The sequence below is a fragment of the Serratia nevei genome (assembly GCF_037948395.1).
GTDB lineage: Bacteria > Pseudomonadota > Gammaproteobacteria > Enterobacterales > Enterobacteriaceae > Serratia > Serratia nevei.
In genome coordinates this window covers 1501063-1527035 of record NZ_CP149940.1, presented here as the reverse complement: position 1 = coordinate 1527035, position 25973 = coordinate 1501063, and the positions used below count along the sequence as shown (strand labels likewise).

General features: G+C 60.1%; 28 protein-coding genes. 14 read left to right on the top strand and 14 right to left on the bottom strand.

Annotation, left to right across the window (positions count from 1 at the left end):
- Positions 1–108: 108 nt before the first annotated feature.
- Both V8N38_RS07285 and V8N38_RS07280 read left to right on the top strand, forming a co-directional pair.
- Positions 109–684 carry a hypothetical protein gene (locus V8N38_RS07285; RefSeq protein WP_147839556.1) on the top strand — a complete coding sequence of 192 codons (576 nt, stop codon included), beginning with the start codon at positions 109–111 and terminating at the stop codon, positions 682–684.
- 316 nt (positions 685–1000) lie between these two features.
- Complete coding sequence (locus V8N38_RS07280; RefSeq protein WP_060440399.1) at positions 1001–1531, top strand: GNAT family N-acetyltransferase; 531 nt, start codon at positions 1001–1003, stop codon at positions 1529–1531.
- A gap of 4 nt (positions 1532–1535) precedes the next feature.
- Here V8N38_RS07280 and V8N38_RS07275 read toward each other — a convergent pair whose 3' ends face one another.
- Entirely contained in the window at positions 1536–2408 is an 873-nt protein-coding gene (locus tag V8N38_RS07275) for a LysR family transcriptional regulator (RefSeq protein ID WP_060421276.1), read from the bottom strand.
- A 91-nt stretch (positions 2409–2499) separates the two neighbouring features.
- Here V8N38_RS07275 and V8N38_RS07270 point away from each other — a divergent pair, with 91 nt between their 5' ends.
- On the top strand, positions 2500–3483 hold the full coding sequence (locus tag V8N38_RS07270; RefSeq protein ID WP_147839557.1) for a nitrilase family protein: 984 nt from the start codon (positions 2500–2502) through the stop codon (positions 3481–3483).
- Positions 3484–3569: 86 nt separating this feature from the next.
- Here the strand turns inward: V8N38_RS07270 and ompX are convergent, their stop codons facing one another.
- A complete protein-coding gene (ompX, locus tag V8N38_RS07265) occupies positions 3570–4088 on the bottom strand; it encodes an outer membrane protein OmpX (RefSeq protein WP_019454480.1) in 519 nt (172 codons plus the stop codon).
- A 399-nt stretch (positions 4089–4487) separates the two neighbouring features.
- Here ompX and rhtA point away from each other — a divergent pair, with 399 nt between their 5' ends.
- Together rhtA and nanQ are read left to right on the top strand one after the other, a co-directional pair.
- Positions 4488–5375, top strand: coding sequence for a threonine/homoserine exporter RhtA (rhtA, locus tag V8N38_RS07260; protein WP_038880488.1), 888 nt, complete (start codon positions 4488–4490; stop codon positions 5373–5375).
- Between the two features lie 131 nt (positions 5376–5506).
- Complete coding sequence (gene nanQ / locus V8N38_RS07255) at positions 5507–5974, top strand: N-acetylneuraminate anomerase (RefSeq protein ID WP_047728217.1); 468 nt, start codon at positions 5507–5509, stop codon at positions 5972–5974.
- On the opposite strand, the gene V8N38_RS07250 is transcribed toward nanQ, so the two are convergent.
- Entirely contained in the window at positions 5956–6501 is a 546-nt protein-coding gene (locus V8N38_RS07250) for an AAA family ATPase (protein ID WP_060440402.1), read from the bottom strand. The two genes, nanQ and V8N38_RS07250, sit on opposite strands and share 19 nt — an antisense overlap.
- 367 nt (positions 6502–6868) lie before the next feature.
- On the opposite strand from V8N38_RS07250, the gene dps reads away from it, so the two are divergent.
- From dps to ybiO, 6 genes are all read left to right on the top strand, one after another.
- Positions 6869–7372, top strand: coding sequence for a DNA starvation/stationary phase protection protein Dps (gene dps / locus V8N38_RS07245; RefSeq protein ID WP_004939215.1), 504 nt, complete (start codon positions 6869–6871; stop codon positions 7370–7372).
- A 140-nt stretch (positions 7373–7512) separates the two neighbouring features.
- Complete coding sequence (locus tag V8N38_RS07240; RefSeq protein WP_038880495.1) at positions 7513–7779, top strand: DksA/TraR family C4-type zinc finger protein; 267 nt, start codon at positions 7513–7515, stop codon at positions 7777–7779.
- A 338-nt stretch (positions 7780–8117) separates the two neighbouring features.
- On the top strand, positions 8118–8861 hold the full coding sequence (gene glnH / locus V8N38_RS07235; RefSeq protein WP_038880498.1) for a glutamine ABC transporter substrate-binding protein GlnH: 744 nt from the start codon (positions 8118–8120) through the stop codon (positions 8859–8861).
- A 103-nt stretch (positions 8862–8964) separates the two neighbouring features.
- A complete protein-coding gene (gene glnP, locus V8N38_RS07230; protein WP_019454487.1) occupies positions 8965–9624 on the top strand; it encodes a glutamine ABC transporter permease GlnP in 660 nt (219 codons plus the stop codon).
- Complete coding sequence (gene glnQ / locus V8N38_RS07225) at positions 9621–10343, top strand: glutamine ABC transporter ATP-binding protein GlnQ (RefSeq protein WP_004939230.1); 723 nt, start codon at positions 9621–9623, stop codon at positions 10341–10343. The genes glnP and glnQ overlap by 4 nt, the downstream gene beginning before the upstream one ends.
- A gap of 154 nt (positions 10344–10497) precedes the next feature.
- The gene (gene ybiO, locus V8N38_RS07220) at positions 10498–12723 is read left to right on the top strand and encodes a mechanosensitive channel protein (protein ID WP_147839558.1); all 2226 of its coding nucleotides are present in this window, start codon (positions 10498–10500) and stop codon (positions 12721–12723) included.
- On the opposite strand, the gene V8N38_RS07215 is transcribed toward ybiO, so the two are convergent.
- The 5 genes from V8N38_RS07215 to rlmF all read right to left on the bottom strand — a co-directional run bounded on the left by V8N38_RS07215 (position 12720) and on the right by rlmF (position 17683).
- Entirely contained in the window at positions 12720–13727 is a 1008-nt protein-coding gene (locus tag V8N38_RS07215) for an alpha/beta hydrolase family protein (protein WP_100396093.1), read from the bottom strand. The two genes, ybiO and V8N38_RS07215, sit on opposite strands and share 4 nt — an antisense overlap.
- Positions 13715–14353, bottom strand: a complete 639-nt coding sequence (locus V8N38_RS07210; RefSeq protein ID WP_070914015.1) for a GNAT family N-acetyltransferase — start codon at positions 14351–14353, stop codon at positions 13715–13717. Before V8N38_RS07210 ends, V8N38_RS07215 begins: the two co-directional genes overlap by 13 nt.
- An 11-nt stretch (positions 14354–14364) precedes the next feature.
- Positions 14365–14934, bottom strand: coding sequence for a TetR/AcrR family transcriptional regulator (locus V8N38_RS07205; RefSeq protein WP_087762177.1), 570 nt, complete (start codon positions 14932–14934; stop codon positions 14365–14367).
- A gap of 183 nt (positions 14935–15117) precedes the next feature.
- Entirely contained in the window at positions 15118–16422 is a 1305-nt protein-coding gene (locus V8N38_RS07200) for a methyl-accepting chemotaxis protein (protein WP_049272509.1), read from the bottom strand.
- A 295-nt stretch (positions 16423–16717) separates the two neighbouring features.
- A complete protein-coding gene (rlmF, locus tag V8N38_RS07195; RefSeq protein WP_169318174.1) occupies positions 16718–17683 on the bottom strand; it encodes a 23S rRNA (adenine(1618)-N(6))-methyltransferase RlmF in 966 nt (321 codons plus the stop codon).
- Positions 17684–17801: 118 nt separating this feature from the next.
- On the opposite strand from rlmF, the gene V8N38_RS07190 reads away from it, so the two are divergent.
- A complete protein-coding gene (locus V8N38_RS07190) occupies positions 17802–18431 on the top strand; it encodes a flavin reductase family protein (protein ID WP_049200915.1) in 630 nt (209 codons plus the stop codon).
- A 168-nt stretch (positions 18432–18599) separates the two neighbouring features.
- Complete coding sequence (gene bhsA, locus V8N38_RS07185; protein ID WP_147839559.1) at positions 18600–18860, top strand: multiple stress resistance protein BhsA; 261 nt, start codon at positions 18600–18602, stop codon at positions 18858–18860.
- A gap of 67 nt (positions 18861–18927) precedes the next feature.
- Here the strand turns inward: bhsA and V8N38_RS07180 are convergent, their stop codons facing one another.
- Positions 18928–19344, bottom strand: coding sequence for a putative T6SS immunity periplasmic lipoprotein (locus V8N38_RS07180; protein ID WP_087762175.1), 417 nt, complete (start codon positions 19342–19344; stop codon positions 18928–18930).
- Positions 19341–19880 carry a hypothetical protein gene (locus V8N38_RS07175; protein ID WP_147839560.1) on the bottom strand — a complete coding sequence of 180 codons (540 nt, stop codon included), beginning with the start codon at positions 19878–19880 and terminating at the stop codon, positions 19341–19343. The genes V8N38_RS07180 and V8N38_RS07175 overlap by 4 nt, the downstream gene beginning before the upstream one ends.
- A 381-nt stretch (positions 19881–20261) precedes the next feature.
- Here V8N38_RS07175 and V8N38_RS07170 point away from each other — a divergent pair, with 381 nt between their 5' ends.
- The gene (locus tag V8N38_RS07170; RefSeq protein ID WP_004939270.1) at positions 20262–20897 is read left to right on the top strand and encodes a carbonic anhydrase; all 636 of its coding nucleotides are present in this window, start codon (positions 20262–20264) and stop codon (positions 20895–20897) included.
- A gap of 63 nt (positions 20898–20960) precedes the next feature.
- Here the strand turns inward: V8N38_RS07170 and V8N38_RS07165 are convergent, their stop codons facing one another.
- The 4 genes from V8N38_RS07165 to V8N38_RS07150 are packed head-to-tail and all read right to left on the bottom strand — an operon-like array spanning position 20961 to position 25972.
- Entirely contained in the window at positions 20961–22817 is a 1857-nt protein-coding gene (locus tag V8N38_RS07165; protein ID WP_147839561.1) for a M3 family metallopeptidase, read from the bottom strand.
- A gap of 46 nt (positions 22818–22863) precedes the next feature.
- Positions 22864–23823, bottom strand: a complete 960-nt coding sequence (gene ybiB / locus V8N38_RS07160; RefSeq protein WP_147839562.1) for a DNA-binding protein YbiB — start codon at positions 23821–23823, stop codon at positions 22864–22866.
- A gap of 38 nt (positions 23824–23861) precedes the next feature.
- Positions 23862–24491 carry an FMN-binding negative transcriptional regulator gene (locus V8N38_RS07155; protein ID WP_147839563.1) on the bottom strand — a complete coding sequence of 210 codons (630 nt, stop codon included), beginning with the start codon at positions 24489–24491 and terminating at the stop codon, positions 23862–23864.
- Positions 24492–24547: 56 nt separating this feature from the next.
- Positions 24548–25972, bottom strand: a complete 1425-nt coding sequence (locus V8N38_RS07150) for an MFS transporter (protein ID WP_147839564.1) — start codon at positions 25970–25972, stop codon at positions 24548–24550.
- Position 25973 lies beyond the last annotated feature (1 nt).

The following is a 25973-nucleotide window of genomic DNA, read 5'->3' as shown; positions in this document are numbered from 1 at the left end:
CGCATAAGCCTCATCGGCGGCTGGAGGATCTTCTCCGCCGCGGTTAATAATCTGTTCGTCACAACGGGGATAACTATAGGAAAAATAATAGTAAAAAAGGATTTTATCATGGAGATTGATGTGAGGGAGATCAATGCACGACCTGTCACGGAATATAGGTACCGAATAACGGTTTTTAAAAAAGCCAGCAGCGTTGCTGCATATTACCTTGATTTTAAAAAAGCGACGTTAAGGATGCGTCAATGGCTTACTGGGGCTTACCCTGCCTCGGAAGTATTGGACAATGCTTACGGCATGGAACTGTACGATGTAAGGGCGTTGGAAACCCGCGCCGAAGTAACCAAATCCTTATTTGATACCTATACCAGGATGGCATACACCCGAGATGAACGAGAACAGCTATTCATTAATGGCATCGGCCAGGCGATCGTCACTTTTGTGGCGCAATACCAAGCGAGATTGCTTTTCAGCGTACCGCTCAGGCCAGCGTTAGCCAGAATTTATGACTCGCTCTTGAAAAAACATGCGCATCGCGTACATTATTTGTACAACCAAGGGCTTATTGAGGACAGATTATATGTCATCGAAATACCGCCTGTTAACGGCAGAATCCCACCCAACTCCTATGAGCATAAAGGAACGGCACCAAAGAGAAATGCAAACCTTCCACGAAGAATGGGCTGAACAAAGGCGCCGCGAATGGCGTGAACGCGGCGGTGCTGAAGCCAGTGAAGCGCCCGCCAGTGGCATCGATAGCGAACTTTCATCCTGATTCCGGTTCGTATTTCCTCTTCCCCTGCCGTCAGCAACCCAAGCCCCGCCTGCTCGATGGCCTCTTGTGCGGCGGCGGCTGGCCCCAAGACCTGGACGAAGCTGACCACCCTGCTCGGTCTTGAGCGGCTTTCTGTTCACCCGGCCGTTGTGGCTGGCGATGTGATTTCTCTGGCATACTGAACGCCGTTGTTTTTCATCGCCTTTCACCCTGTGCAGGAGCAGCAACATGACCGTAATCAACACCGCGCCAACGCTTATCACCGAACGTCTGCGGCTGGACGCGCACACGCTGGACGACTTCGAGTCGCTGGCCGCATTGTGGGCCGATCCGCAGGTGGTGCGCTACATCGGCGGCACGCCGCGCGACCGGGAGGACTCCTGGGGGCGCCTGATGCGCTACGTCGGCCACTGGGCGCTGTTGGGATACGGGTATTGGGCGGTGCGTGACAAACTGAGCGGCGATTACCTCGGCAGCATCGGCTTTTCCAACTTCCTGCGCGACATTACCCCGGCGCTCGATGCGCCGGAAATGGGCTGGACGCTGGTGAGCTCGGCGCAGGGCAAAGGCTACGCCACCGAGGCACTGCGGGCGGCGCTGGCCTGGGGTAAAACGCACCTGCCGGGCGAGAAAACCGTCTGCATCATCTCGCCGGAAAACCAGGCTTCGCTGGCGCTGGCGAAAAAGGTCGGTTTCTGCGAAAGCCACCGCAGCGAGTATCACCAGAGCCCGATCGTCGTGATGCACTGCCCGCTTTGAATGCCTAAGCGCGTTGCACCGCCAACGCCGTCTGAATGAAGTTGTCCCGCAGCGCGTCCGCGCGCTGCGGATCCCAGGCGATACCGACCTGCCACTCCGTCTCTTCGCCGCTCAGCGGCAGAATGTCGATGCCAACCGGTGCGATGTGCGTGATGCTGTGCGGCAGCAGCGCGACGCCAACGCCGGCGGCGACCAGCGCCAGCAGCGTCTGGATATCGCCGGCCTGCTGCACCACGTTCGGCGTCAACCGGTGAGCAGCGATAAACCGCAGCGACTGATCGCTCAGCCCGCGCCCGCGTTTCGGCGTCAGCTGCAACAGCGGCAGCTGATTGAAACGCGCCATCAGGTCGTCGGCCCGCAGCGCCAGCGCGCCCGGCGCGGCCAGCACCAGCCGGTCGCTCAGCAATGCCACGCCGCACAGCGGCGTAGTGACCGGTAAGCGCACGAACCCCGCCTGCAACTCGCCCTGCAGCAACAGCTGATACTGCCGCTCCGACGGCATGTCCTCCAGCCCAATGATCACCTCGGGAAAACGCTGGCGAAAGGCGGCCACCAGCTGCGGCGCCAGATGAAAACTGGAGAGGCCAAATCCCAGCGCCAGCCGCCCCGCTTCCCCGAGCGCTACCCGCCGGGCGCGCCGCTGAAACTGCTGGTACTGTTCCACCAGCGCCTGCGCCTCCGGGTAGAGCCGCTGCCCACCGGCGGTGAGCACCGCCCCCTGTCGGCCACGCTCGAACAGCCGAACGCCGAGCTGGGTTTCCAGCGCTTGAATCTGCTTGCTCAGCGCCGGTTGGCTGATGCACAGCAGGCTCGCCGCCTGCCGATAGTTGCCCTGTTCGGCCAGCGCCACCAGGGCGCGCAGTTGTTTTATATCCATTCCATCAGGTTATCGAATAAGGAATTTAATTGATTATACAGTAATCAATCCACCTGCTGTAATCAACGCAGACCCCAACCGGAGAGACACCATGACCCCTTCACTTCGCGCCGCCACGGTGCAATTCCAGCATCGCGCCAACGATAAGAATTACAACCTGTCGACCATGGAACGCTTTATCACGGAGGCGGCCGAGCAGCAGATACAGCTGCTGGCCTTCCCGGAAATGTGCATCACCGGCTATTGGCACGTGCGCCATCTGTCCGACGCCGAGGTGCGCGCGCTGGCGGAGCCGATCGCGAGCAGCCCTTCTCTGGCGCGTATTCGCCCGCTGGCGGAGCGTTACAACATGGCGATCGGCGTCGGGCTGATCGAGCTGGGCGACGACGGCCGTTGCTACAACGCCTATGCCGTTTGTCTGCCGGACGGCGAGCTGCATGTGCACCGTAAACTGCACGCCTTCGAACACCCGGCTATCGCCAGCGGCGACCGCTACACGGTGTTCGATACCCCCTGGGGCGTGCGCGTGGGCGTCTTGATCTGCTGGGACAACAATCTGGTGGAGAATGTGCGCGCCACGGCGCTGCTGGGCGCGGAGGTGTTGATCGCCCCGCATCAGACCGGCGGCACCCATTCGCGCAGCCCGCACGGCATGAAGCCGATCCGGCAGACGCTGTGGCAACGGCGTGTGGAAGATCCGCAGGCGATAGAAGCCGCCTTTCGCGGCGAACACGGCCGCGGCTGGCTGATGCGCTGGCTGCCGTCGCGCGCTCACGACAACGGGCTGTTCTTGCTGTTCAGCAACGGCGTAGGTCGCGATGACGATGAGATACGCACCGGCAACGCGATGATCCTCGATCCTTACGGCCGCATCGTGGCAGAGACCTGGGCGGCGGAAGACCGGATGGTCAGCGCCGAACTCGATCTGACGCTGATCCCGCTCAGCACTGGCCGTCGCTGGATTTACGGACGCCGCCCCGAGCTGTACGGGCTATTGACCGAACCACAAGGCTATGAGCGCGATGCCCGCAGCGCACGCTTTTCAACGCAGCCGACGGGGCGCGGCGGCCGATAACAGATAAAAAAAATCCGCCCGGAGGCGGATTTTTTATCGGTGCGGCAAAATCTGCCGCAGGTTCATGCCCGCAGGCACGAACACACTTAGAAGCGGTAGCCTACGCCAACGTTCCAGGTGCCAACGTCAACGCTACGAATGCGGTTCTGCTCGTAACCGACATCCAGGGCAACGTTCTCGATTGGGTTGAACTGCAGACCGGCACCGTAGGTGAAGCCGTAGTCAGCGGTGTCGTGACGAGAAGTACCGTTCTGAGCGTTGGTAGTGAATTTACCGTAACCCAGGCCAACCAGACCGTAGATGCTCGCCCAGTCATTGATGCGGTATGCTGGACCGGCAGAGATAGAGTTGTACTGAGCTTTGTTGTAGAAACCGTCCTGAGAACCGTCCTTTTCCAGGTGGGTAAAGGAACCGATTACGCCCAGTGGGTTGTTGTCGAACTCGTAACGGTATTTCAGGTTGAAACCGTCGGCCTTGTTAGCAACGCCTTGGAAATCACCCTGCGCATAGCCAGCGGATACGGTGCTCTGACCAGCGAATGCGGTACCTGCGCTAACTGCTAATACGCAAGCTGCTACTGCGGAAAGACATGCAATTTTTTTCATAACCACCTCAAACGCGTTTTATTATTAAGTACATCCATTTGTTCATGCTTTGAAAATATAACAAAAATTAGCGTGAAACTCTGCCTTGAAATGAGTGTCTAATGCTTTATATCGTGTAACAGAAGATTTCAAGAACAGTGTATCTTCTTCTTTTCGCTCTATTTTCGGCCGTATTCTACGGCTTTCTGTGACAAAAATCACCTATTTAATATCCAGATAATTCTTAAGAAAAAGCGCACTTTTTGACCAAATCCGCCACATCTCATCCGAGGATCGGCGGATTTCACCGCGATGCGCGCTTTTCTCAGACAGATTTTCGCATTTCATTTACACTGCTCGCATCCCCGTTTCGACCGTTTTCTCAAGGCTGAGGAACGGCGCATAAAAGGCCCGTTAAGGATGTCGTTACCTACTTCCGGCAGAGCGCCCTCCGCGCTGCTGCCTATCTGTCTGTTAATCATCGCCATGGTGTCTATCCAGAGCGGTGCCTCGTTGGCCAAAAGTCTGTTCCCGATCGTGGGCGCGGAAGGCATCACCACGCTGCGCCTTTTCATCGGCACCCTGATTTTGTTCATCATCTTCCGCCCGTGGCGCATGCGCCTCGCCGCCGGCAGCCGCTTGCCGCTGCTGATTTACGGCCTGTCGCTCGGCGCGATGAACTACCTGTTTTACCTGTCGCTGCGCACCGTGCCGCTCGGCATCGCCGTGGCGCTGGAGTTTACCGGCCCGCTGGCGGTGGCCATGTTCTCCTCGCGGCGGCCGATCGACTTCCTCTGGGTGGCATTGGCGATCGCCGGGCTGTGGTTCCTGCTGCCGCTCGGCCACGGCGTGGGGGGGATCGATCCGTTCGGTGCCGCCTGCGCGCTCGGCGCCGGCGCCTGCTGGGCGGTCTATATCATCTTCGGCCAGAAGGCCGGCGGCGATCACGGCCCCGGCACGGTGGCGCTCGGTTCGCTGATCGCCGCGCTGGTGTTCTGCCCGATCGGCGCCTGGCAAACCGGCAGCGTGCTGTTCAACCTCGATATTCTGCCGGTGGCGCTGGCGGTGGCGATCCTCTCCACCGCGCTGCCTTATTCACTGGAGATCATCGCGCTGCCCAAAATCCCGGCGCGCACCTTCGGCACCTTAATGAGCCTGGAACCGGCAATGGCGGCGCTATCCGGCATGCTGTTCCTCGGCGAACACCTGAGCGGCGTGCAATGGCTGGCGCTGGCGGCCATCATCGCCGCCTCCATGGGCTCCGCCCTGACCATCCGCCCTAAACCGCGCCTCGAAAGCCTTTCCTAATCGCTAACCCGCCTGCCGACCGCAACGCCGGAATGCAGGCGGGTTAACTGTTTTCCTCGTGACAAGTCGGCATACTTCCCCTTAGCCTGTACCGCAGGCACTTTGGACTTTCGCTCACATGGAGAATAACAGTGATTCACAACAGCCTGTTCAACCCACGCTTCGGCCGCGGACTCGCGCCGGCGCTGGTTTCAACCCTGACCGAGTTGCGTCGATGCGACCTGCCCGAACTGGCCCCGGGCCATCACCCGATCGACGGCGATAACATCTTTATGGATGTCATGACGCTGACCACTACGCCGGCGGCGCAGAAGCGCGCCGAGATGCATCAGGAGTACATCGCGCTCCATCTGCTGATCAGCGGTGAAGAGCGCATCGAATACGGTCTGGCGGGCGACGGGCATCGCGAACAGCCCCACGCAGAAAATAGCGACCTTCTGCTGCTGGACATCAAACGCCATCCGCAAACGCTGCACATGACGCACGGCATGTTCGCGATCTTTTTCCAAATGGAGCCGCACAAAACCGGCTGCCTGTGGCAGCGGCCGCAGCACATCAAGAAAGCAGTGGTGAGGATCCATCACCGCCTGCTGCTGTGACCCTGCGGCAACGCCCGTAAAAAATCGGCGGCCTGGCGGGGAGAGCGCAAGCGTATGAAGCAGCGCCCGGCGCCGGCCATTTCCGCCAAGTATTTTCGCCGATTTTTGGCGTAGGTGCGGATCGTCCAAAGTACGATCGACTCGCGGCTGAAGAAAGAACGGCGAAAACTTTCCCGGTTGCCGGTGCCCGGCCACAGCTCACGTTTGCTGGCCGCGCGTCGGCACGCGCGGCGCACGGCTTGCCACAGCGTGCGCCCAAAACCGTAGTCCAGCCACAGGATATAGTCGACCTCGCGCCACTTGATCGGCTGCGTGCGGCTGTAGTTGCCGTCCAGCACCCAGCCTTCGCCCGCTTCGGCCAGCGTCTGCTCAAGCCGCGCCAGGAATGCATCATCGGGCGTTCCCTGCCACTCGGGCCGCCAATAGAGCCTGTCCATCTCGATATAGGGCACGTCAAGCCGTTCTGCCAGTTGACGCGCCAGGGTGCTTTTACCGCTGCCGCTGGTGCCGACGACGTTAATTTTCATCACTCGCCACTCATAGAGAGGGGATAATCTCCCTACTGTAACTGCATCAATTACGGCTATCAATCTGAATAGGCTTAAAATTAACACCGCGATAACAAAGTGGATATTCTTCTGAGGCCGGCATGCTCAATGAAAATAAAATAACAGGGATAAACCGTCACTGCGGTAAATAATAAATCTGCAACAAAAAATAAAAAAACCAATAAAAATCAATTTCATTAATCAAAAACAAAAGCCACATTAAAATATTGCCATTAGGCTAATCCTATTTGTGCAATAGCCATTTTCGTACGGCAAAAATAAATACCCCTGCTATAATTGATCCCGTAACGAAATAGGACAACGACTAATCAAGAGGATATCTGATATGAGTACCGCTAAACTGGTGAAAACGAAATCTTCTGATCTGCTGTATACCCGTAACGATCTGGACGAAAAAGTCAAACTAGCCGCCATCAAGGCGCTGAACCATCAGGTCGTGCAATTTATCGATCTTTCGCTGATCACCAAACAGGCGCACTGGAACATGCGCGGCGCGAACTTCATCGCGGTCCATGAAATGCTGGACGGCTTCCGCACCGCCATCATCGAGCATCAGGACACCTTCGCCGAGCGCGTGGTGCAGTTGGGCGGCGTCGCACTGGGCACCGTACAGGTGGTCAACGATCGCACACCGCTGAAAAGCTATCCGACCAATATCCACAGCGTGCAGGAGCACCTGAAGGCGCTGGCCGATCGCTACGGCGCGGTAGCGAATGACATCCGCAAGGCGATTACCGAAGTGGAAGACGAAGACACCGCCGACATGTTCACCGCCGCCTCGCGCGATCTGGACAAGTTCCTGTGGTTTATCGAATCCAATATCGAATAACGCGAAAGCGTTGCAGAGCGCCCGTCGTTCCGGGCAGAACAGGCTGGGCTTTGCCCGGCCTGTTTTCTTTTGCGCGACCGTTGCATTGTACAAAAAACGGCCCATATTAAACGGTAAGGTTCCCTTGTCAGGAGGTAATGATGGCCAGCGGCTGGGCGGCGGACGGCGCCGTACAAGATCAGATTGATTCCACCGTCGACGATGCGGTGCAGCGCGCGCGTGAAGCGCTCGGGCACGGCGAGAGCGAACGCTATTGCCAGGAATGCGGAGAGGCGATCCCCGAGGCGCGACGCAAGGCGTTAACGGGCGTGCGTTTTTGCCTCGCCTGCCAGACCGAACAAGACAAAAAACACGCGGCCGCCAGCCTGTACAATCGGCGCGGCAGCAAAGACAGCCAGTTGCGCTAGCATTATCTGCTCCCCCTTTTGCACCCTCGCGGCCCCGCTTGCACCGTCAGTGCATCATGAAAGTTAGAGTTAGTTATCAATATTGAAGCAAAAACGTTAAAGAACGGTTGTTTCACAGCCAAAATTTGGTTAATGATAGCCCCGTGCACCAAGATAATTCTTACGCACCATTTTGGTGCCTCACCTTGGTGCACAACCATAACAATTCGCCTTTCCGGCACAACATCACGCACTAACTCTTTGTTTTTATAGTAGTTGAAAACATGGCACGATTTTTTCATGGCACCAACTGCAATATAAAAAATGGGTAATCCGCAACCTGTACAGGAATTCCTCTCATGAAGTCGATTTTTAAAGTCTCCCTGGCCGCACTCTCTCTGGCCTTTGCCGTAAGTTCCCACGCAGCAGACAAACTGGTGGTCGCCACCGACACCGCTTTCGTTCCTTTTGAGTTCAAACAAGGCGACAAATACGTCGGCTTCGACATCGACCTGTGGGCCGCCGTCGCCAAAGAGCTGAAGCTGGACTACACCCTGAAACCGATGGACTTCGGCGGCATCATTCCGGCGCTGCAGACCAAAAACGTCGACCTGGCGCTGGCCGGCATCACCATCACCGATGAGCGCAAAAAAGCCATCGACTTCTCCGACGGCTACTACAAGAGCGGCCTGCTGGTGATGGTCAACGCCGACAACAACAGCGTGAAAAGCATCGACGATCTGAACGGCAAAGTGGTGGCGGTGAAGAGCGGCACCGGCTCGGTGGATTACGCCAAGCAGCACATCAAAACCAAGGATCTGCGCCAGTTCCCTAACATCGACAACGCCTACATGGAACTGGGCACCAAGCGCGCCGATGCGGTGCTGCACGACACGCCAAACATCCTATACTTCATTAAGACGGCCGGCGCCGGCAAGTTCAAAACCGTAGGCGATTCGCTGGAAGCACAGCAGTATGGCATCGCCTTCCCTAAAGGCAGCGACGAGCTGCGCGAGAAGGTGAACGGTGCGCTGAAAACCCTGCGCGCGAACGGCACCTATAACGAGATCTACAAGAAGTGGTTCGGCACCGAACCTAAGTAAGCTGTGAATTTGGCAAGCTATTAACTTAAGCACAGGGGGTCGCTTAACCCCCTGCGCTTCGTTGTATCTGATACCCACGTTTGGGATCACCGGGAGAAATATCATGCAGTTCGACTGGAGCGCCATCTGGCCCGCCATTCCTATCTTGTTAGAGGGCGCCAAAATGACCCTGTGGATTTCGGTCCTCGGTCTGATTGGCGGCCTGATCATCGGCCTCGTCGCCGGCTTTGCCCGCACCTACGGCGGTTGGATCGCCAACCACATCGCGTTGGTGTTTATCGAAGTAATTCGCGGCACGCCGATCGTGGTACAGGTGATGTTCATCTACTTCGCCCTGCCGATGGCATTTAGCGACTTGCGCATCGATCCGTTCACCGCGGCGGTGGTGACCATCATGATCAACTCCGGCGCCTACATCGCGGAAATCACCCGCGGCGCGGTGCTGTCGATTCATAACGGTTTCCGCGAGGCCGGCCTGGCGCTCGGCCTGTCGCGCCGCGAAACCATCCGCTACGTCATTATGCCGCTGGCGCTGCGCCGCATGCTGCCGCCGCTGGGCAACCAGTGGATCATCAGCATCAAAGACACCTCGCTGTTCATCGTGATCGGCGTGGCGGAGCTGACCCGTCAGGGTCAGGAAATTATTGCCGGTAACTTCCGCGCGCTGGAAATCTGGAGCGCCGTGGCGGTTATCTATCTGATTATTACCCTGGTGCTGAGCTTCGTGCTGCGTCGTCTGGAAAGAAGGATGAAAATCCTGTGATTGAATTTAAAAACGTCTCCAAGCATTTTGGCCAAACCCAGGTGCTGCACAACATCGATTTGAAGATCGACAAAGGCGAAGTGGTGGTGATCATCGGGCCGTCGGGCTCCGGTAAATCCACCCTGCTGCGCTGCATCAACAAGTTGGAAGAAGTCACCAGCGGCGATCTGATCGTCGACGGCCTGAAAGCCAACGATCCGAAAGTTGACGATCGGTTGATCCGCCAGGAAGCCGGCATGGTGTTCCAGCAGTTCTACCTGTTCCCGCACCTGACGGCGCTGGAAAACGTCGCCTTCGGCCCGATCCGCGTGCGCGGCGCGAAGAAGTCCGATGCGGAAAAGCTGGCGCGCGAGCTGCTGGCCAAGGTCGGTCTGGCGGAGCGTGCCCACCACTACCCGTCCGAACTGTCGGGCGGCCAGCAGCAACGCGTGGCCATTGCGCGCGCGCTGGCGGTGAAGCCGAAAATGATGCTGTTCGACGAGCCGACCTCCGCGCTCGATCCGGAGCTGCGCCATGAAGTGCTGAAGGTAATGCAGGATCTGGCCGAGGAAGGCATGACGATGGTCATCGTCACCCACGAAGTCGGCTTTGCCGAAAAAGTGGCGTCGCGCCTGATCTTTATCGATAAGGGCCGGATTGCCGAAGACGGCAACCCGCACGATCTGATCAACCATCCGCCAAGCCCGCGTCTGCAGGAGTTCCTGCAGCACGTGTCCTGATCCCGGCGGTTTAACGGCGGGCGCGCCACGCGCCCGCCGCTTTCATTCCGCACGCTCTCCCACGCCCCAGCGCGCCATCTTTCCTACTATATTGATTGTTTTTCATCGTATTGCTTTTACATCCGCCGATCACAGAACGCCAAAGAGAGGAACAATGCCGCCAAACGCAGACTCCCGACGAGGTTCTCATCTGCGAGAACACCTGCTTTTCCTGCTGCTGTTGCTGACCCTGAACGTCTTCGCACCACCGGCCCTGGCGCAAAACGCACCGCCCGCGCCCACCGACAAAAGCGATCAGCAGAAAGCCGCCTACGCCGCGCTGGCCGATCTGCTGCAGGACGACAAAGCGCGCGCGGAACTCATCAACCACCTGAAACAGGCCGCCGGCGACGCCCCCGCCACCGCCCCGGCAACGCCGGTGGAATCAACGCCGGCGACGCTGAGCGACAGCCTGAACTCGCTGGCGCAGGAAGGCATCGGCACCTTTAACCAGAAGCTCGGCGCGCTGCAAAAGCTGATCGATTCCGGCCCGAAGCGCGTTTTCAATCCCGCCGGCTTTTTCCGCGCGCTGGGCTACTTTCTGCTGACGGTGGCGGTCACCTTTGCGCTGTTCCACCTGATCCGGCGGCTGATCGCGCCGCTGTACAAGCGCATGGGCAGTTGGGGGCACAACGCCCGGCTGCAGCGTGGCCCGTGGTATAAACGCCCCGCCGCCATTCTCGGCGCTTTCGCCGTCGATCTGCTGGTGCTGCTGCTGGCGCTGGCGGCGGGCAACCTGTTCGCCCGCCACGTCCACGCCGACAGCGCCACCATTCTGCGGTTGCAGACCCTGTTTCTCAGCGCCTTCGCGGTGATTGAGTTCTTCAAGGCGGTGCTGCGGCTGATTTTCGCCCCCAACTTCGACTACCTGCGCCCCTTCCCCTTCAGCGACCCGAGCGCGCGCTACTGGAACACGCGTCTCGCCTGGCTCAGCGGGCTGATCGGCTACGGCCTGATGGTGGTGGTGCCGGTGGTGGCGGTGCAGATCAGCTACCCGGCAGCCGCCGCCGTCAACCTGGTGGTCATGCTGGCGCTGACGCTGTATGCCATCTGGCTGATCCTGCACAACCGCAAACCGATACAGCAACAGATCAACCTGCTGGCCGAACGGTCGATGGCGTTTTTCAGCGTGATCCTGCGCGGCCTGGGGCATATCTGGCACCTGCTGGCGATCGCCTATTTTCTGGTGTTGTTCGTGCTGTCCCAGTTCGACATCGGCAACAGCCTGCGCTTTATGATGAGCGCCACGGTGAAAAGCCTGCTGGTAGTCGGCGTCGGCGCTCTGCTGTCCGGCATGCTGACCCGCTGGATTTTCCGCCGCATTTCGCTGCCGACCGACGTCAATCTGCGCTATCCGATGCTTGAGCGGCGCATCAACTCCTATATTCCCAACGGGTTGAAGATACTGCGGGTGATGGTGGTGCTGGCGGTGACGCTGTTCCTGCTTGACGCCTGGCACCTGATTAATCTGTACCAGTGGGCAGGCAGCGAAAATGGCCAGCGGACGCTCGGCGGGCTGGTGCATATCCTGCTGATCCTGCTGATCGCCGTCTTCAGCTGGACGCTGATGGCCAGCATCATCGAGCACCGCCTGGCGTTGGAGCTCAGCAACGGCGTGCGGCCGAGCGCGCGCGAACGCACGCTGCTGACGCTGTTTCGCAACGTGCTGGCTATCGTTATCAGCACCATTACCGTGATGATCGTGCTGTCGCAGGTGGGGCTGAACATCGCGCCGCTGCTGGCGGGCGCCGGCGCGCTGGGGCTGGCTATCAGCTTCGGCGCCCAGACGCTGGTGAAAGACGTGATTACCGGCGTATTCATCCAGTTCGAAAACGGCATGAACACCGGCGAATACGTCACCGTCAGCGGCATCACCGGCACCGTGGAGCGCATGACCATTCGCTCGATTGGCCTGCGCGACGACTACGGCGTCTACCACATCGTGCCGTACTCCTCGATCACTACGCTGGCCAACTATGCGCGTGAGTTCGGGGTGTATCGCGCCAACTACACCGTCAGCCGCGACGAGGATATCGATCGGGTCAATGAGGTGCTGCATCAGGCCGTCGCGGCGCTGAAGCAGGATGAGCAGGTGAAGCATTTCCTGATTGGCGAGCCGGCCTTCAACGGCGTGGTGGCGCTGGGCGACCGCTCGTTCACCACCCGCGTGACGGTGCGTACGCAGGCGCTGAAACAGTGGGTGGTGCAATACGCCCTCGATCGGCTGGTGAAAATCCATTTCGATCGGGCCGGCATCAGCATGCCTCAGCAGGCGATGCAGATCTCCCGCGCGCCGCAGCCGCACGAAGAACAGGCACCGCCCGCGGCTCCCGGCAGTTAGCGCCCGCGCCCGCAGGGCTGAGCGGCCAGGAAGGCCGCCACGTCCTGTCGGTAGGCGTCGTATTGCACCGAGCGCGGCGCAAACAGGCCCACCACGTTGATCAGCCACGGATGGCGGGCGAACAGCGGTTTGATCATCACGTGGTCGGCTTCGTCGATGCGCGTTACCGTCAGCAGCGAGGCCGGGATCGTTTGCCGATACACGCGCTCGGTTTCGTCCGCGTCCACGTTGACGTCGCGCCCGCCCAGGATCAGGTGCACCGGCGTGTTGAAATTCCGCAATCCCGCCGTCGCGTCGCTGGCCATGTTGGCGCGGATAAAGCGCCAGCGGTCGGCGCTCAATGCGGCGGAGCCATACTCGCGGCGGTACTGCGCGTAGCCGTCCGGTTGCTCGAGCAGCGTCTGGATATGGCGCCAGTGCGCTTCGCGCGCCTGGATTTTCGCTTCATCTTCCCCCGCCGCCGCCATCGCCGCGCGGGTGTTGTAACGCCCCTGCCGCAGCCAGTTGATCGCCGGCGCCAGCGCCAGCGTGAAGGCGATATCGGGGCGTAAACGCGCCACCTCCGGCATCACCCACCCCGCCTGGCTGGTGCCCCATAGCCCCACGCAGCGCGCATCGAAGCGCCCGTCTCGCCGGGCCCAGTCGATGATATCGGCGGTTTCCCGCGCACGATCCGCCATGGTCTGATGCAGCCAGTTGCCGCCCGAGCCGCCAACGCCCGGCTTATCGAAGGATAAAACCGCGTAGCCCTGCTGCGCCATCGCCTCCCAAATGCCGAAATAGCCTTCGTCGCGGCTGGCGTTAGCCGGCCCATCGCCGTGCACGAACACCACCACGCCGGGCTTGACCGGCGCATGCTGCGGCAACACCAGCGTGCCGGTCAGCCGGTTGCCGCCGGCGATCACCGTGATCGGTTCGGTGACGAAGCGAAAGTCGTTGACGAAAATGACCCACCCGAGCGCCAGCAGAAACAGCACCACACTGCACAGTCCTATTTTGCGCACGTCGCCTCCCCGCAGAGTCTCTCCATCAACACCCAGTCGGCCTGACCGAACAGCCATCCCAACGCAGCGTAATGCTCTTCTCGCCGCACCTGAAAACCACAGCGCCGATACAGGCGCAGCGCATCCACGTTGCGCCGGCTGACGTGCAGGCTCAGGCGCCGCCCCGAACCCTGCCCGGCAGCGTAGTCGTTCATCCACTGCAGCAGCCGCTTGCCCACCCCTTTGCCGCGCTGATTCTCGGCCACCGCCAGGTAAGAGAGATACAGTTCATCGGCCGCCGGGGTGTGCCGCAACACCGCCATTTGCAGATACATGCGCCAAACGTTCAGCCAACCATAGCGGCGGCACAGCCGCCAAATCGGCAAGGCATGCGGACGCCGCCCGGCGTTGTTCTCGCCAGCGGCCGCATTGAGGGCAAAGGCCGCCACCACCTGTTCATCCTGCTTCACCACGAAGCTGCGCTCCCGGCTGCCGCCTTGCTTCCAACGCCACAGCCGATAGAACAGACGCCACTGAAGGCGGGGGCTCAGACGGCGCGCGCGCTGGAACTTGTCGCAGAACGCAGCGTAGATCAGCGCCGCCGTTTGCAGGCGGTCAGCATCGTGGTACGGCTCAATGTGCAGCATATCCACCTCGACTAGGGATGCCGGTAGAGCAGCTGTTCCAACAGCCGCACCGGCGTGGTCTCCTCCGGCGCGGACGACGCAAAGATCGCCTGCCGCCAGGCCTGACTTTCGATCACGTCCAACACCAGCTGCGCAAGCGGTAACGGCGCTATCGCCGGTGCAATCTCACCGGTTTGCTGAGCCTCGGCGATAACCGTCGCCAGCGCCTCAATCAGCTGCCGCTGGTTAGCGCCGAACGGCTCGGCCAACGCCGGGTTGCGCGCCACCTCCGCCACGATCTCCGCCGACAGCTGCACATTGGCCGGCTCAGCGACAAAAGCGTGATAGGCGGTAAAAAAGGCCGACAGCGCCTGCTTCGGCCGCTTTCTCTCGGCCCGCAATCCGGCGGCAAACTCGGTGAATACGCCGTTTTCCAGCAGCGCAATCTCGCCGATCAACGCCTCCTTGCCGGTAAAGTGGTTATAGAGGTTGCCGACGCTGACGCCCGCCGCCTGCGCGATATCCCGCATGCTGGTCTGGTGAAATCCCTTATGGGTAAAGCTGTGCAGCGCGGCCTTGACAATCTTTTCTCGATTTCCCATCGACAACTCCCGAAACGGTGAAGGGGGGCGCCTGGCGCCATCGAATAAATATTAATGAACGAACGTTCGTTCACATTTAAGGATAGCATAGGCCGGTAAAATTGAACCGCGGCTCAACGGCGTGTGAATCGGCGGGAAGATAAAAATGCCGCCCCCGTTTTCGGCGGGCGGCGTGGTGAAAACTCAGTGCAGCGCGTCGCCCTGCTTCACCGACGTAAACGCCTGCATCAGTTTCACGACGTCGTGCATGCCGATGTTGACCTGGTTGATCACTTCCCCGGCATCGTGGGTCAGCGCCACGCCGCCGCCGGCCTGCTCTACGCAGGTTGCCATGCCGGCAATCGCCGCCGCCACGCCTTGCTGAATGGACTTGGTCATGCGTTCGATCTCGGTCGCCGCCTTGCGCGACTGTTCCGCCAGCGTGCGCACTTCGTTGGCGACCACCGCAAAACCGCGCCCGTGCTCACCGGCATGGGCGGCTTCGATCGAGGCGTTAATCGCCAGCAGGTTGGTTTGGGAGGCGATTTTACGAATGGCTTCGACGATGGTGCCGATCTGCTGAGAACACTTACCAAGCTCGGTGACCACGTCCGAGGTTTCGCGCGCCGCCGCTTCGACCTGCTGCATGCCTTTCACCGCCTGCTGCACGATGATCGCGCCCTGCGCCGCCTGCCGATCGGTATCGAGCGACAGATGATGCGCGTTGCGCACCATCTCTTCTTCATGCTGCTGCTGTTGCATCAGCCGGGTGATGTCCTGGGCAATCTTCACCACTTTCACCACCTGGCCTTCGTTGTCGAGGATCGGATTATAACTGGCCTCCAGCCATACCCGTTCGCCGCGCCGGTTGAGGCGCTCAAAACGCCCGGTGATGAACTCGCCGCGCGCCAGGCGCTGCCAATGCCGCCGATAATCGTCGGAAGCGGCGAACGCCGGCGGGCACAGCACCGCATGCGACTGCCCGCACGCCTCTTCCAGCCGATAGCCCATCAGCGCCAGCATATTGTCGTTGGCGCTGACAATGGTGCCCTGCGGCGTGAAAGCGATCATCGCCATCGATCGATTCAGCGCCGCCAGCAGGCTGCGGTGTTCCTGCGCCTGGGTCACTCGCTCGGTCACTTCGCTGGCGATCTTGACGATTTCCACCACCTTACCCTGTTTATTCAGCACCGGCGCGTAGGTGCCCTGCAGCCATACCGCCTCGCCGTTTTTCGCGATGCGCTTTATGGTGTCCGTGATGGGTTGCCCCTTATTCAGCGTCTCCCAATGCTTGCGATATAACGGGCTGGCGACATAGTTCGGATCGCAGAAAATACGGTGATGCCGGCCAATCACATCATCGCGTTGAAATCCCAGCGTGCTGAGGAAAAGATCGTTGGCGCGCAATACCGTGCCGTCGGGCGAGAAGACGATCATCGGAACGGCGTGTTCTATCGCGCTCAGCTCGGCGCCTTTGTGGGTAGTTAACTGACTGAATCGTAACAGCATAAGGTGTAGTCCTTGTGGCAGATGATGGCGCTTTTCTTATTTTTGCCTGGCCACATGCCGCGCCCACACGCAGACGTGCCATCGCGGAAGGAACGGGCAGCGCCGTTCCTTCTGGTTATTGCTATTAACCGGATTAAATTTATTTATTCAGTAAAGTAATTATTAGAATTTAAATAAACCAACAGCCTAAGATTTTTATTACCAAACCCGTATTGAGAATAACGTAAGTGATGAAAATTGAAAGGTAAAATGCGGATTTTTGTCGGCGCCGGCAGGATAACCGGCGCCGGAAGGGTTAGCGCCAGCGTTCGGCTGCCCAGGCGGCCTGTTGCTCGGCGTCGTGGAAGGTCCAGGCGACGAAGCGGCTGATCTTCTGCCCTTGCGCCATCTCGATGGTGCGCACCTCGGCCGCGCCCGCCACCTTCAGCGCATGGTAGATGGCCGGCAGCGTGGTGTTTTTCGAGATGAGCGAAGTGAACCACAGGCAGTTATTGGCCTTGCCGACGCTCTCTTCCACCATCTTGCGCACAAAGGCTTCTTCGCCGCCTTCACACCACAGCTCGTTGTTCTTGCCGCCGAAGTTTTGCACCGGCTTGGCGGCCACTTCCCCTTTGCCCAATTTGTGCAGCTTGCGGCGGGTGCTGGCGCGCGCTTCCTGCTCGGACGCATGGAACGGCGGGTTGCACAGGGTGGCGTCGAATTTCTCGGCCGCGCCGATGATGCCGCTAAAAATCAGCTCAGGCTGTTTTTGCAGCCGCAGGCGCACGCTGTTACGCAGCGTCGGGTTCATCTCGACGATCATCTTGGCCGAGTTGAGCGACACCGGATCGATTTCAGACCCGGTGAAACGCCAGCCGTATTCGCGCAGGCCGACGATCGGGTAGATGCAGTTGGCGCCGACGCCGACGTCGAGGATCGCCACACCCTTGCCGCGCGGGATCTCACCGCCGTTGCTGGTCGCCAGCAGATCCGCCAGGTGGTGCAGATAATCGGCGCGGCCGGGGATCGGCGGGCACAGGTAGTCCGCCGGAATATCCCAGTGTTCAATGCCGTAAAAGTGTTGCAACAACGCACGGTTGAGCATTTTCACCGCCGCCGGATCGGCGAAGTCCACCGAGACATCGCCCCAGGCGTTCGGCTTCACGAACGGCGCCAGCGCCGGGCAGCTGGCGATCAGCGCCGGGAAGTCGTAGCGCGAACGATGACGGTTGCGCGGATGCAGGCCGCTTTTCTGCTGCGGGAAGGTTTTCTTTTTTTCCACCGTGACGGGCTCTCTTGAAGGTATTTCCGACGCGTAAGATAACACATCCGGCCCGCAATGGCGCAGCGGCGGGAAACCCGGCACAATGAAAGCTTCATCGATTGCCACAGGGTCCCCCATGAGCCGTGAATCTCGTTATTATTATGAACCCGCCGCCGGCCACGGCCTGCCGCACGATCCGCTGAACGCCATCGTCGGCCCGCGCCCCATCGGCTGGATCTCCTCCCGCAGCGCCGCCGGCTTGCGCAATCTGGCGCCCTACAGCTTTTTCAACTGCTTCAACTATCGCCCGCCCATCATCGGTTTCGCCAGCACCGGCTGGAAAGACAGCGTGGCGAATATCGTGGAAACCGGCGAGTTCGTTTGGAATCTGGCGACGCGCCCGCTGGCGGAAGCGATGAACAACAGCGCCATCAACCTGCCGCGCGGCGAGGATGAATTCGCCTTCGCCGGCGTCACGCCGCTGCCCGGGCGCCGGGTCAAAGCCGAGCGCGTGGCCGAAAGCCCGGTGAACTTCGAATGCCGCCTGACCCAGTGCATTCAGCTGCAAACCGCCGCCGGTGAACAGGTGGAAACCTGGCTGGTATTGGGCGAGGTGGTGGCGGTGCACCTCGATCCGGCGCTGCTGGACGAACACGGCGTCTACCAGACCGCCGCCGCCGAACCTATCCTGCGTGCCGGCGGCCCGACCGCCTACTATGGCATTTCCGAACAGCACCGTTTCGATCTGGCGCGCCCGACGCGCTGATCGTCTCCCCCCGTTTAGGCAGAAGATGAACGGGGGAGTAAACAATCAAAAAATCTGAACAAAACCATCAACACTCTCCGATTTCATCCCGCCTGTCACTGCGCAATAATCTTCCCATCGAAAGGCAACCCCCTTTCTCCCTAATTCACTTTGACAGGAATGACGAACATGAAAACCATCAAAACTTTTGCTACTGCTATCGCCCTGGCCACCGTTTCTTTCACCACTTTCGCCGCTGAGCACGTCAGCGCCCAGGATGCCGCCCAATTCGAAAAAGCCGGCGTGATCGTCGCCAGCGGCGCGACCGACCTGAGCAGCCTGAAGTCGCAGCTGGCCGCCAAAGCCGATGCGGCAGGCGCCAAGGCCTTCACCATCACCTCCACCAGCGGTAACAACCTGATGCACGCCACCGCAGTTATCTACAAATAATCACCGCCCCAGACGTCAAAAAGCCCGCCGGCTATCACCCCGGCGGGCTTTTTTATGTTCAAGTGCATTAGCGCTGAATGGGTACGACAGCGGGTTTTTTACCGTCCGCTTTGTCAGCAACCAATGTAAATTCAGTCCAATATTTGCGCGGCACCTCATTTGACGCATTGCCGACCGTCGCAATCTCAACCGAATAGCTATGCCCAATCTGGAACCCGTCGAAAACCACCGCCAAGCATTCGCCTGGCATCACCGCTATCGGTTGCTGACCTGGCGCAACAGAAGTGGACCATTCCGCCTTCCCGCCGCCCCCCGGTTGATAAATTCCGATGCCCACCAGCTCGCGTTTTCCGGCAATATCGTCCGGCACGCTAATGCATACGCGATTGTTTTTAACGCTGACATTTGCCGGATAGAACCAGGGACGCTCCTGCACACAGCCGCTCAGTAATACCAACGCCACTAAAAAAGTCAGTTTTTTCATTTCATTGCCTTAGGGTTACGCGGCTCTTGGATGAACAACCGTAACACGGTTTCATAGCGAGTTTTAAGATCTGGCCCTTCCAAGCCAGCCATCCGTTTGTTACGACGCCACTCTTCTCGACTAAAACGAATAAGTAAAAAGTAGTCGGCAAGGATGGAGGCCTGCTGCTCCATTCCGTAATCAGCGAGAGTGTTATAGTTGGGAAGAGAGTATTCATAAGTTGCCGCCCAGCTCATGGTGCCTCTGAGCAACACATTCATCTTCATTTGATACTGCCAAACATGCGCCATTTCATGGATAAACCAATGTTGAAAACCCGCGCTCTCTCTTGAATAATCTTCACGAAAATTCTTTGGAGTGAAATAAATTTCGCCGTTCGGTGTAACGGCCGTATTGTCATTTTGCAAACCAAAAGGGAAATAACCCGCGTTATGCACACTCACCCTCGAGTAATCGATAGCATTCTTAAAAATGATCTGGGCAATTCCTATCTCACCCACGGTGAGCTTTCGCGCCATTCCTTTAGCCGTAATCATATCGCCAGCTCCATTGACAAGTGAAAGCATACCCTAGCATAAATAGCCACCTTGTACGGGAATGCCCTGATAGTTTGGGATAATTCTCCCGGAAAAATTGATGGTCTCCCCTCGTTATTGCGGAACAAATTTTTATTTATGATGGACTAAATAAAATATATTTATTCTTTGAATAAGTAAGGTAACTGGTTTCTTACCGTCTGCTTCTTCAGCACTCCACGCGTAAACGAACCGGACAATGCTGCCGAAAACGGGTAGAAACCCCGTATTTAATGGGGTTTACAGGGGGGATGAGCACACATTTTTTTACCACCCCATTGCTGGACTAACGGGAGAGGATGATTATCATGTTACGCAGACTACAGATGCAGAGAGCGTTGTATGCAACATATTATTGAAGGTTTCCTCAGTTTCCAGAAAGAGATTTTCCCGCAGCGTAAGGAACTCTTTCGCAGCCTGGCCTCCAGCCAAAATCCTAAAGCGCTGTTTATCTCCTGTTCTGACAGCCGCCTGGTGCCCGAGCTGGTGACGCAGCAAGAGCCTGGGCAACTGTTCGTTATCCGCAACGCCGGTAACATCGTCCCTTCCTTTGGCCCGGAGCCGGGTGGGGTTTCTGCGACTATCGAATACGCGGTGGTGGCGCTGGGCGTGACTGATATCGTGATTTGTGGCCACTCGAACTGTGGCGCCATGAAGGCTATCGCGTCCTGCCAATGCCTCGACCCTATGCCTGCCGTTGCCCACTGGCTGCACTACGCGGATGCGGCCAAAGCGGTGGTCGAGAAGAAAACCTGGAATAGCGAAACAGACAAAGTTAACGCTATGGTGGAAGAGAACGTTATCGCCCAGCTAAATAATATCAAAACCCACCCTTCTGTTGCGGTGGGTCTGCGCAACAGCGGGCTGCGCCTGCACGGCTGGGTGTACGACATCGAAAGCGGCGAAATTCGTACGCTGGACAGAAACACCAAGAGCTTCGTGTCCCTCGCCGATAATCCCGACGTCTATTTCGAATAAAATAACGCCCGGTTTTAATCATTAAATAAAATCCACGCTGCCGCGTGGATTTTATTGTCAGCCTTAAACCAAACGCGCCTCTATCGCCGCGGCGAAGTCGCGGCACATCCGTTCGTCACCGTCGGCGTTATCCGCCAATACCGTCTCGCCGTCCACCACCCGAATGTGCGCCTCCAAATCGAAATCCGCCGGCGGCTGCGGGCGCGCGGCGGCGGCGGCCATCGTCTGCTGCGCCTCGCGCCACGCCTGCGCCACCGTCTGGTTACAGGCCTGCGCCAGAGAGCCCGGGTTGAACCCTTCGCCGGTCAGGCTGCGCAGCGTGTCGTCATGGCTGACGCTGTTGCCCGGCAACCAGTAGTGTTGCGCCAGATCCGGGCCGATGGCCGGGTTGTCCGTCAGGTAACCATCGCGCTGCAGGAAGAACTGGCGGGTTTGTTCCACCGCCATCATCGCCAGCAGATAGCCCTGGTAAGAGCAGGCAGACTCCAGCGACAGCAGATGCGGGATCGCCAGCGTCGGGCGCGGGCTGCCGCTGATGCCGAGGATCTTTTGCTCGACCTCGCGCGCCAGCGCGGTGATGGCTTCCGGCGTTCGCTGCGCGTCATCCCACTGGTACAGCGCCCACTCGAAGTACGGCACCAGCAGGATATGGCGTTCGTTAAACGCGCGCATCGGCTGGCGCGCCGCGATGCCGGCTTCGATCAGCGCATCGGGTACCGCTTCGCCGGCGGCGTTTTTCGCATAGCGTTTCAACCAGTCGGCGTCGTCCAGCAGGCTGTCGCAGAACATCGACTGGGTTTCGGCATAGGCCATCGAGGTCGGCGGGAACTCCTGCGAGAAGCACGGCGCATTCTGGCGAATGTTGGCGAAATGCGCCGCGTGGCCGCCCTCGTGGAACAGCGTGTTGAGCCCGTAAGCCCCGCTGCCCACCTGCCCCGGCTGCGCCAGGCTGGTGAAGTTGATGCGCGCCGGCACCCATTCCCCTTGGCGCACAAACGGCGGCACCGGGCCGTGCATAAAGCCGTTCTCATACTTGCCTTTGCGCACCAGCAGATCGAGGTTCATCTCGGCGCCGCCAAAGCCGATGTGCAGGCGTTTGAAGCTGTCGACCCAGCGTTCCAGCGAACGCGAAAACGGGAAGTAAGGATCCAGTTGGCGGGTGACGTCGCCGGCGCTGGCGAAGCGCACGTTCCACGGCTCCAGCGCCTGGCTGCCCTTGTCGGCCGCCAGCTGCTGCAGGCTGCGCGCGTTGGCCTCGCGGGTTTCCCGCTCGAAACGATCCAGAATGGCGAACAGCTGCTCCGGCGTCATGCGCTCGGTTTTGTTCACCTTGTAGTCGAAATAGTTGCGATAGCCCATCTGGCGCGCAAAGCGGTTGCGCAGGCCAATCAGCTCCGGCAGGCCGTTATGCAGCAGCCATTGCTCCAGGTCGCGCAGCGCCTGCTGCGAGCTGAGGCGGTAGTCTTCGTTCGGGTTGGTCGCCTGGTTGGTCAGCAGCTCGCCGAGCGAGGCAGCCACCCGCTGGCCCTCGGCGTTCAGGTGCGTGACCTGGTAGCCCTTGCGGCGCGAGTAGAGATCGGATTCGGCGTGGATGATCTGATCCAACAGCGCCTGCGCCTGCGGATCTTCAATGGCGTTACAGTCGAAGAAACGCAGCCAGCCTTGCAGGCCGTGGATCAGCGCATCGCGCTGCGCCTCCTGCGACAGCGTTTCCAATCCGGCCAGCAGATTGCGGATCTCCGCCAGCCGGCGCGGTTCGGCGATAAAGCGCTTATAGGCGCTTTCCGCGGCGGAAAAGCGCGCCGACACGTCGTCACCGCCGGTGCCCATGTAGTTTTGCCAGAACAGCTCTTCTTTGGCGCGGTGTACGTCGAGGTAATCCTGGTTCAATTGATTGAAGTAATCGAGAGCCTGTTGCATAACCGTCCTTCTCAGCCGATGAGGAAATATCCCAGTATAGTCGCGCTCAGGCCTGATGCAGGCGCTGCAGCCCCTGTTCCAGCGTCTCGCTCTCGCCGGCGGCCACCAGGCAACAGGCGATCTGCTGCTGAATGGCCTGCGGGATCACCACCTCGCCCGCCAGGCAGCGCTCGGTCCAGCGCGCGGTGGTTTCCGCGTCTTTCGCCGCCGGCAACGTCGGCGTTTCATCCTGCAAGGTGCGCTCCAGCAACACGCGCTGTTCGCCGCCGGCAATATAATGAATCTGCGGGCAGCGCAGCGGGTTGGCGTAGGCCTCGCCTTCGGTGCCGTGCATCAACAGCCCGCGGGCGCCGATCTGGCGGAAAAACGACGCCACCCGGCCGACATACTCCGGGTGTGAGACGCTGGCGAGGCGCAGCGCATCCTGTTCGCCAAACGGCGTCGCCAGCTTGGCCAGCGTATGGGCGCTGTTGCGCACCCCCATGCGCCAACGCAACCCGAGCTGCCGCGCCAGCGGCGCCGACAGCGTGGAAACCGGCATGAATACCGCCTCGCCGTTATCGAGACGCTGCTGGGCGTGAGCGGCCTGTTCCGACCACGGCAGCCCCAGGGCGCGAAAAATCTCGGCGCTGGTCACGCGGGTACTGTCGTCCAGCACGCCGTGCACCACCACCGGCAGGCCCACTTTCGCGAGCAGCAGCGCCAGCAGCGGCGTCAGGTTGGCCTGCTTGCGCGCGCCGTTGTAGCTCGGCAGCACCACCGGCAGTGGCCGCCCCTGCGGCGCCTGCAGCGGCAACACCTGCTGCTGCATCGCCTGGTAGAAGCCCAGCATCTCCTCTTCGGCCTCACCCTTGATGCGCAGCGCGATCAGAATGCCGCCCAGCTCCAGCTCGGGGACCGCCCCGGCCAGCATCGCCTGATACAGCTCAAAAGCGGTCTGCCGGTCCAGGTCGCGCGCATGATTTTTGCCGCGGCCTATTTCTTTGATAATTTTGGTGTAATCCATCCGAAGGTTCCCCTTGCTCACTCTTCGGTTAGCATACCCTATCCGCGCCGCCGCTCAACCTCCGCCGCCAGCCGCCGCTGCGTTTCATCCCCTTCGCGCAGCCCGGCGATCACCCCATCGGCATCGTCGGCGCTGCGGTTTTGGCTCATCTTCCATTTGCCTTCGCGCCGGGTGACGGCGATCTCGATACCGACAATGCCTTTTAGCTGCGCGGCGATGTAGTTGGCCGGCGCGTCGTCGAGCTGCCAGGGCGCCGGGCGGCGCCCTTCCTGTTGCGCCGTCAGGTCGATCAGCTGGCGGCGCAGCCAGGCTGGGTCGTCCATCACCGTCGGCACGCCATACAGTTGCACCACGCTGTAATTCCAGGTCGGCACCACTTTGCCGGTCTGGCGCTTGCTCGGGTACCAGCCGGGCGACACATAACCTTCCAAACCCTGAAAAATCACCAGGCATTCCGCCGCCTGCTGCAGCCGCCGCCAGTGCGCGTTGGCGCGCGACAGATGCGCCCGCAGCCGGATCTGCCCCTGTTCGACATCGGCCAGAAACGGCAGCGGATCGGCCGTCAATCCCTGCTCACCGTGGCTGACCAATAGCCCCAACGGGTGGGCGCGCACCAGCGCCAGTTGGGCATCCAGATCGTCTTCGCAAAATGCGGCGGGTTGAAACATCAGTGTGGCTCCTTACGCTCTCTCATGATGACCACAGTAAAGCACCCGCCGGCGGCCTACTTAAGATCCGCTTTCTGACTATTTCGAGTGATCCGGTTTAACAAGATCAGGGCAATGCCCATCGCCAACAGATTAAATACCATGGCGCCGGCAAAGGCCTGCGCATAGCGTTCCGCCGCGCCGCCGTTTGCCAGCAGCGGCACGAAGCCGACGCCGCTGACCACGATGCCCAGCGCACCTCCCACCTGCTGCACGGTGGCAACCAGGCCCGCCGCCATGCCCGCCTGCCGCTCCTGCGCCAAACCGAGCACCAGATTCAGCAGCGGCGTCATGCTCAGCGCCTGGCCGAATCCCAGCACCACCAACCCCGGCAGCAGCCGCAGCGGATGCGCCAGTGCCGCGCCCCACAGCGCCTGGGCCATTAACAGCGCCAACCCGGCGGCGTAAATCGCTACGCCCACGCTCAGTACGCCATTGCCCCAACGCAGCGCCAGCCGGGGCGCCAGCATCGACGCCAGCATAAAGGCCGCGCTGGCCGGGGCGAACAGGCTGCCCGCCTGAAAAGGCGTAAGCCCCGCCCCCGCCTGCAGCAGCAGCGCGAAGCACAAGAAAAACGAGGAGGCGGTGGCATAAATCGCCAGCACCACCGCCATGCCCGGCGCGAAGCCTGCCTGGCGTAACAGCGCCGGATCGAGCACCGCATCACCGCCGCGCCGCGCCAGACGGCGCTCCCACCGCAGGAAGCCCCACAGCGTCACCATCGCCAACGCCAGCATCGGCGCTATCCACCACGGCCAGCCGCGCGCCGGCCCTTCCAGCAGCGGCAGCAGCAACAGCGACAGGCCGATCGCCGCCAGCCACAGGCCTACGCCGTCCAGCCGCTGCGCCTGCGCCACCCGCGATTCGGGAATGCGCCGCGCCGCCCACAGCGCCAGCGCGCCGATCGGCAAATTGATCAAAAAGATCATGCGCCAGCCGCTGCCGAACAGGTTGGCCTCGATGATAAACCCGCCGAGGATCTGGCCGAAGATCGCCGCCAATCCCAGCATCATGCCCAGCCAGGCAAAGGCGCGCCGCCGCTGTTGCGGCGCGTACAGCACCCGCATCAAGGCGTAGATCTGCGGGAACAGCAGCGCCGCCGCCGCCCCCTGCAGGATACGCGCCGCGATCAGCAGGTTGAGCGATCCCGCCAGCCCGCACAGCAGAGAGCTCAGCGCAAATCCCAACATGCCGAGGCTGAACAGACGCCGGCGCCCGAAACGATCGCCCAGACGCCCGCCGGCGATCAGCAGCACCCCAAACGCCAGTTCATAACCGGCGACGATCAAACCGACACCGGCGAAATCGGCGGCGAACTGCCGCTGGATCACCGGCGCCGCCACGTTGACCACAAACAGATCGAACACAGTGACAAAACCGCCCAACAACAGCACCGGCAGGCCGGGCAATGCCCGCCGTTCACGAGACAATGAATGTTCCATA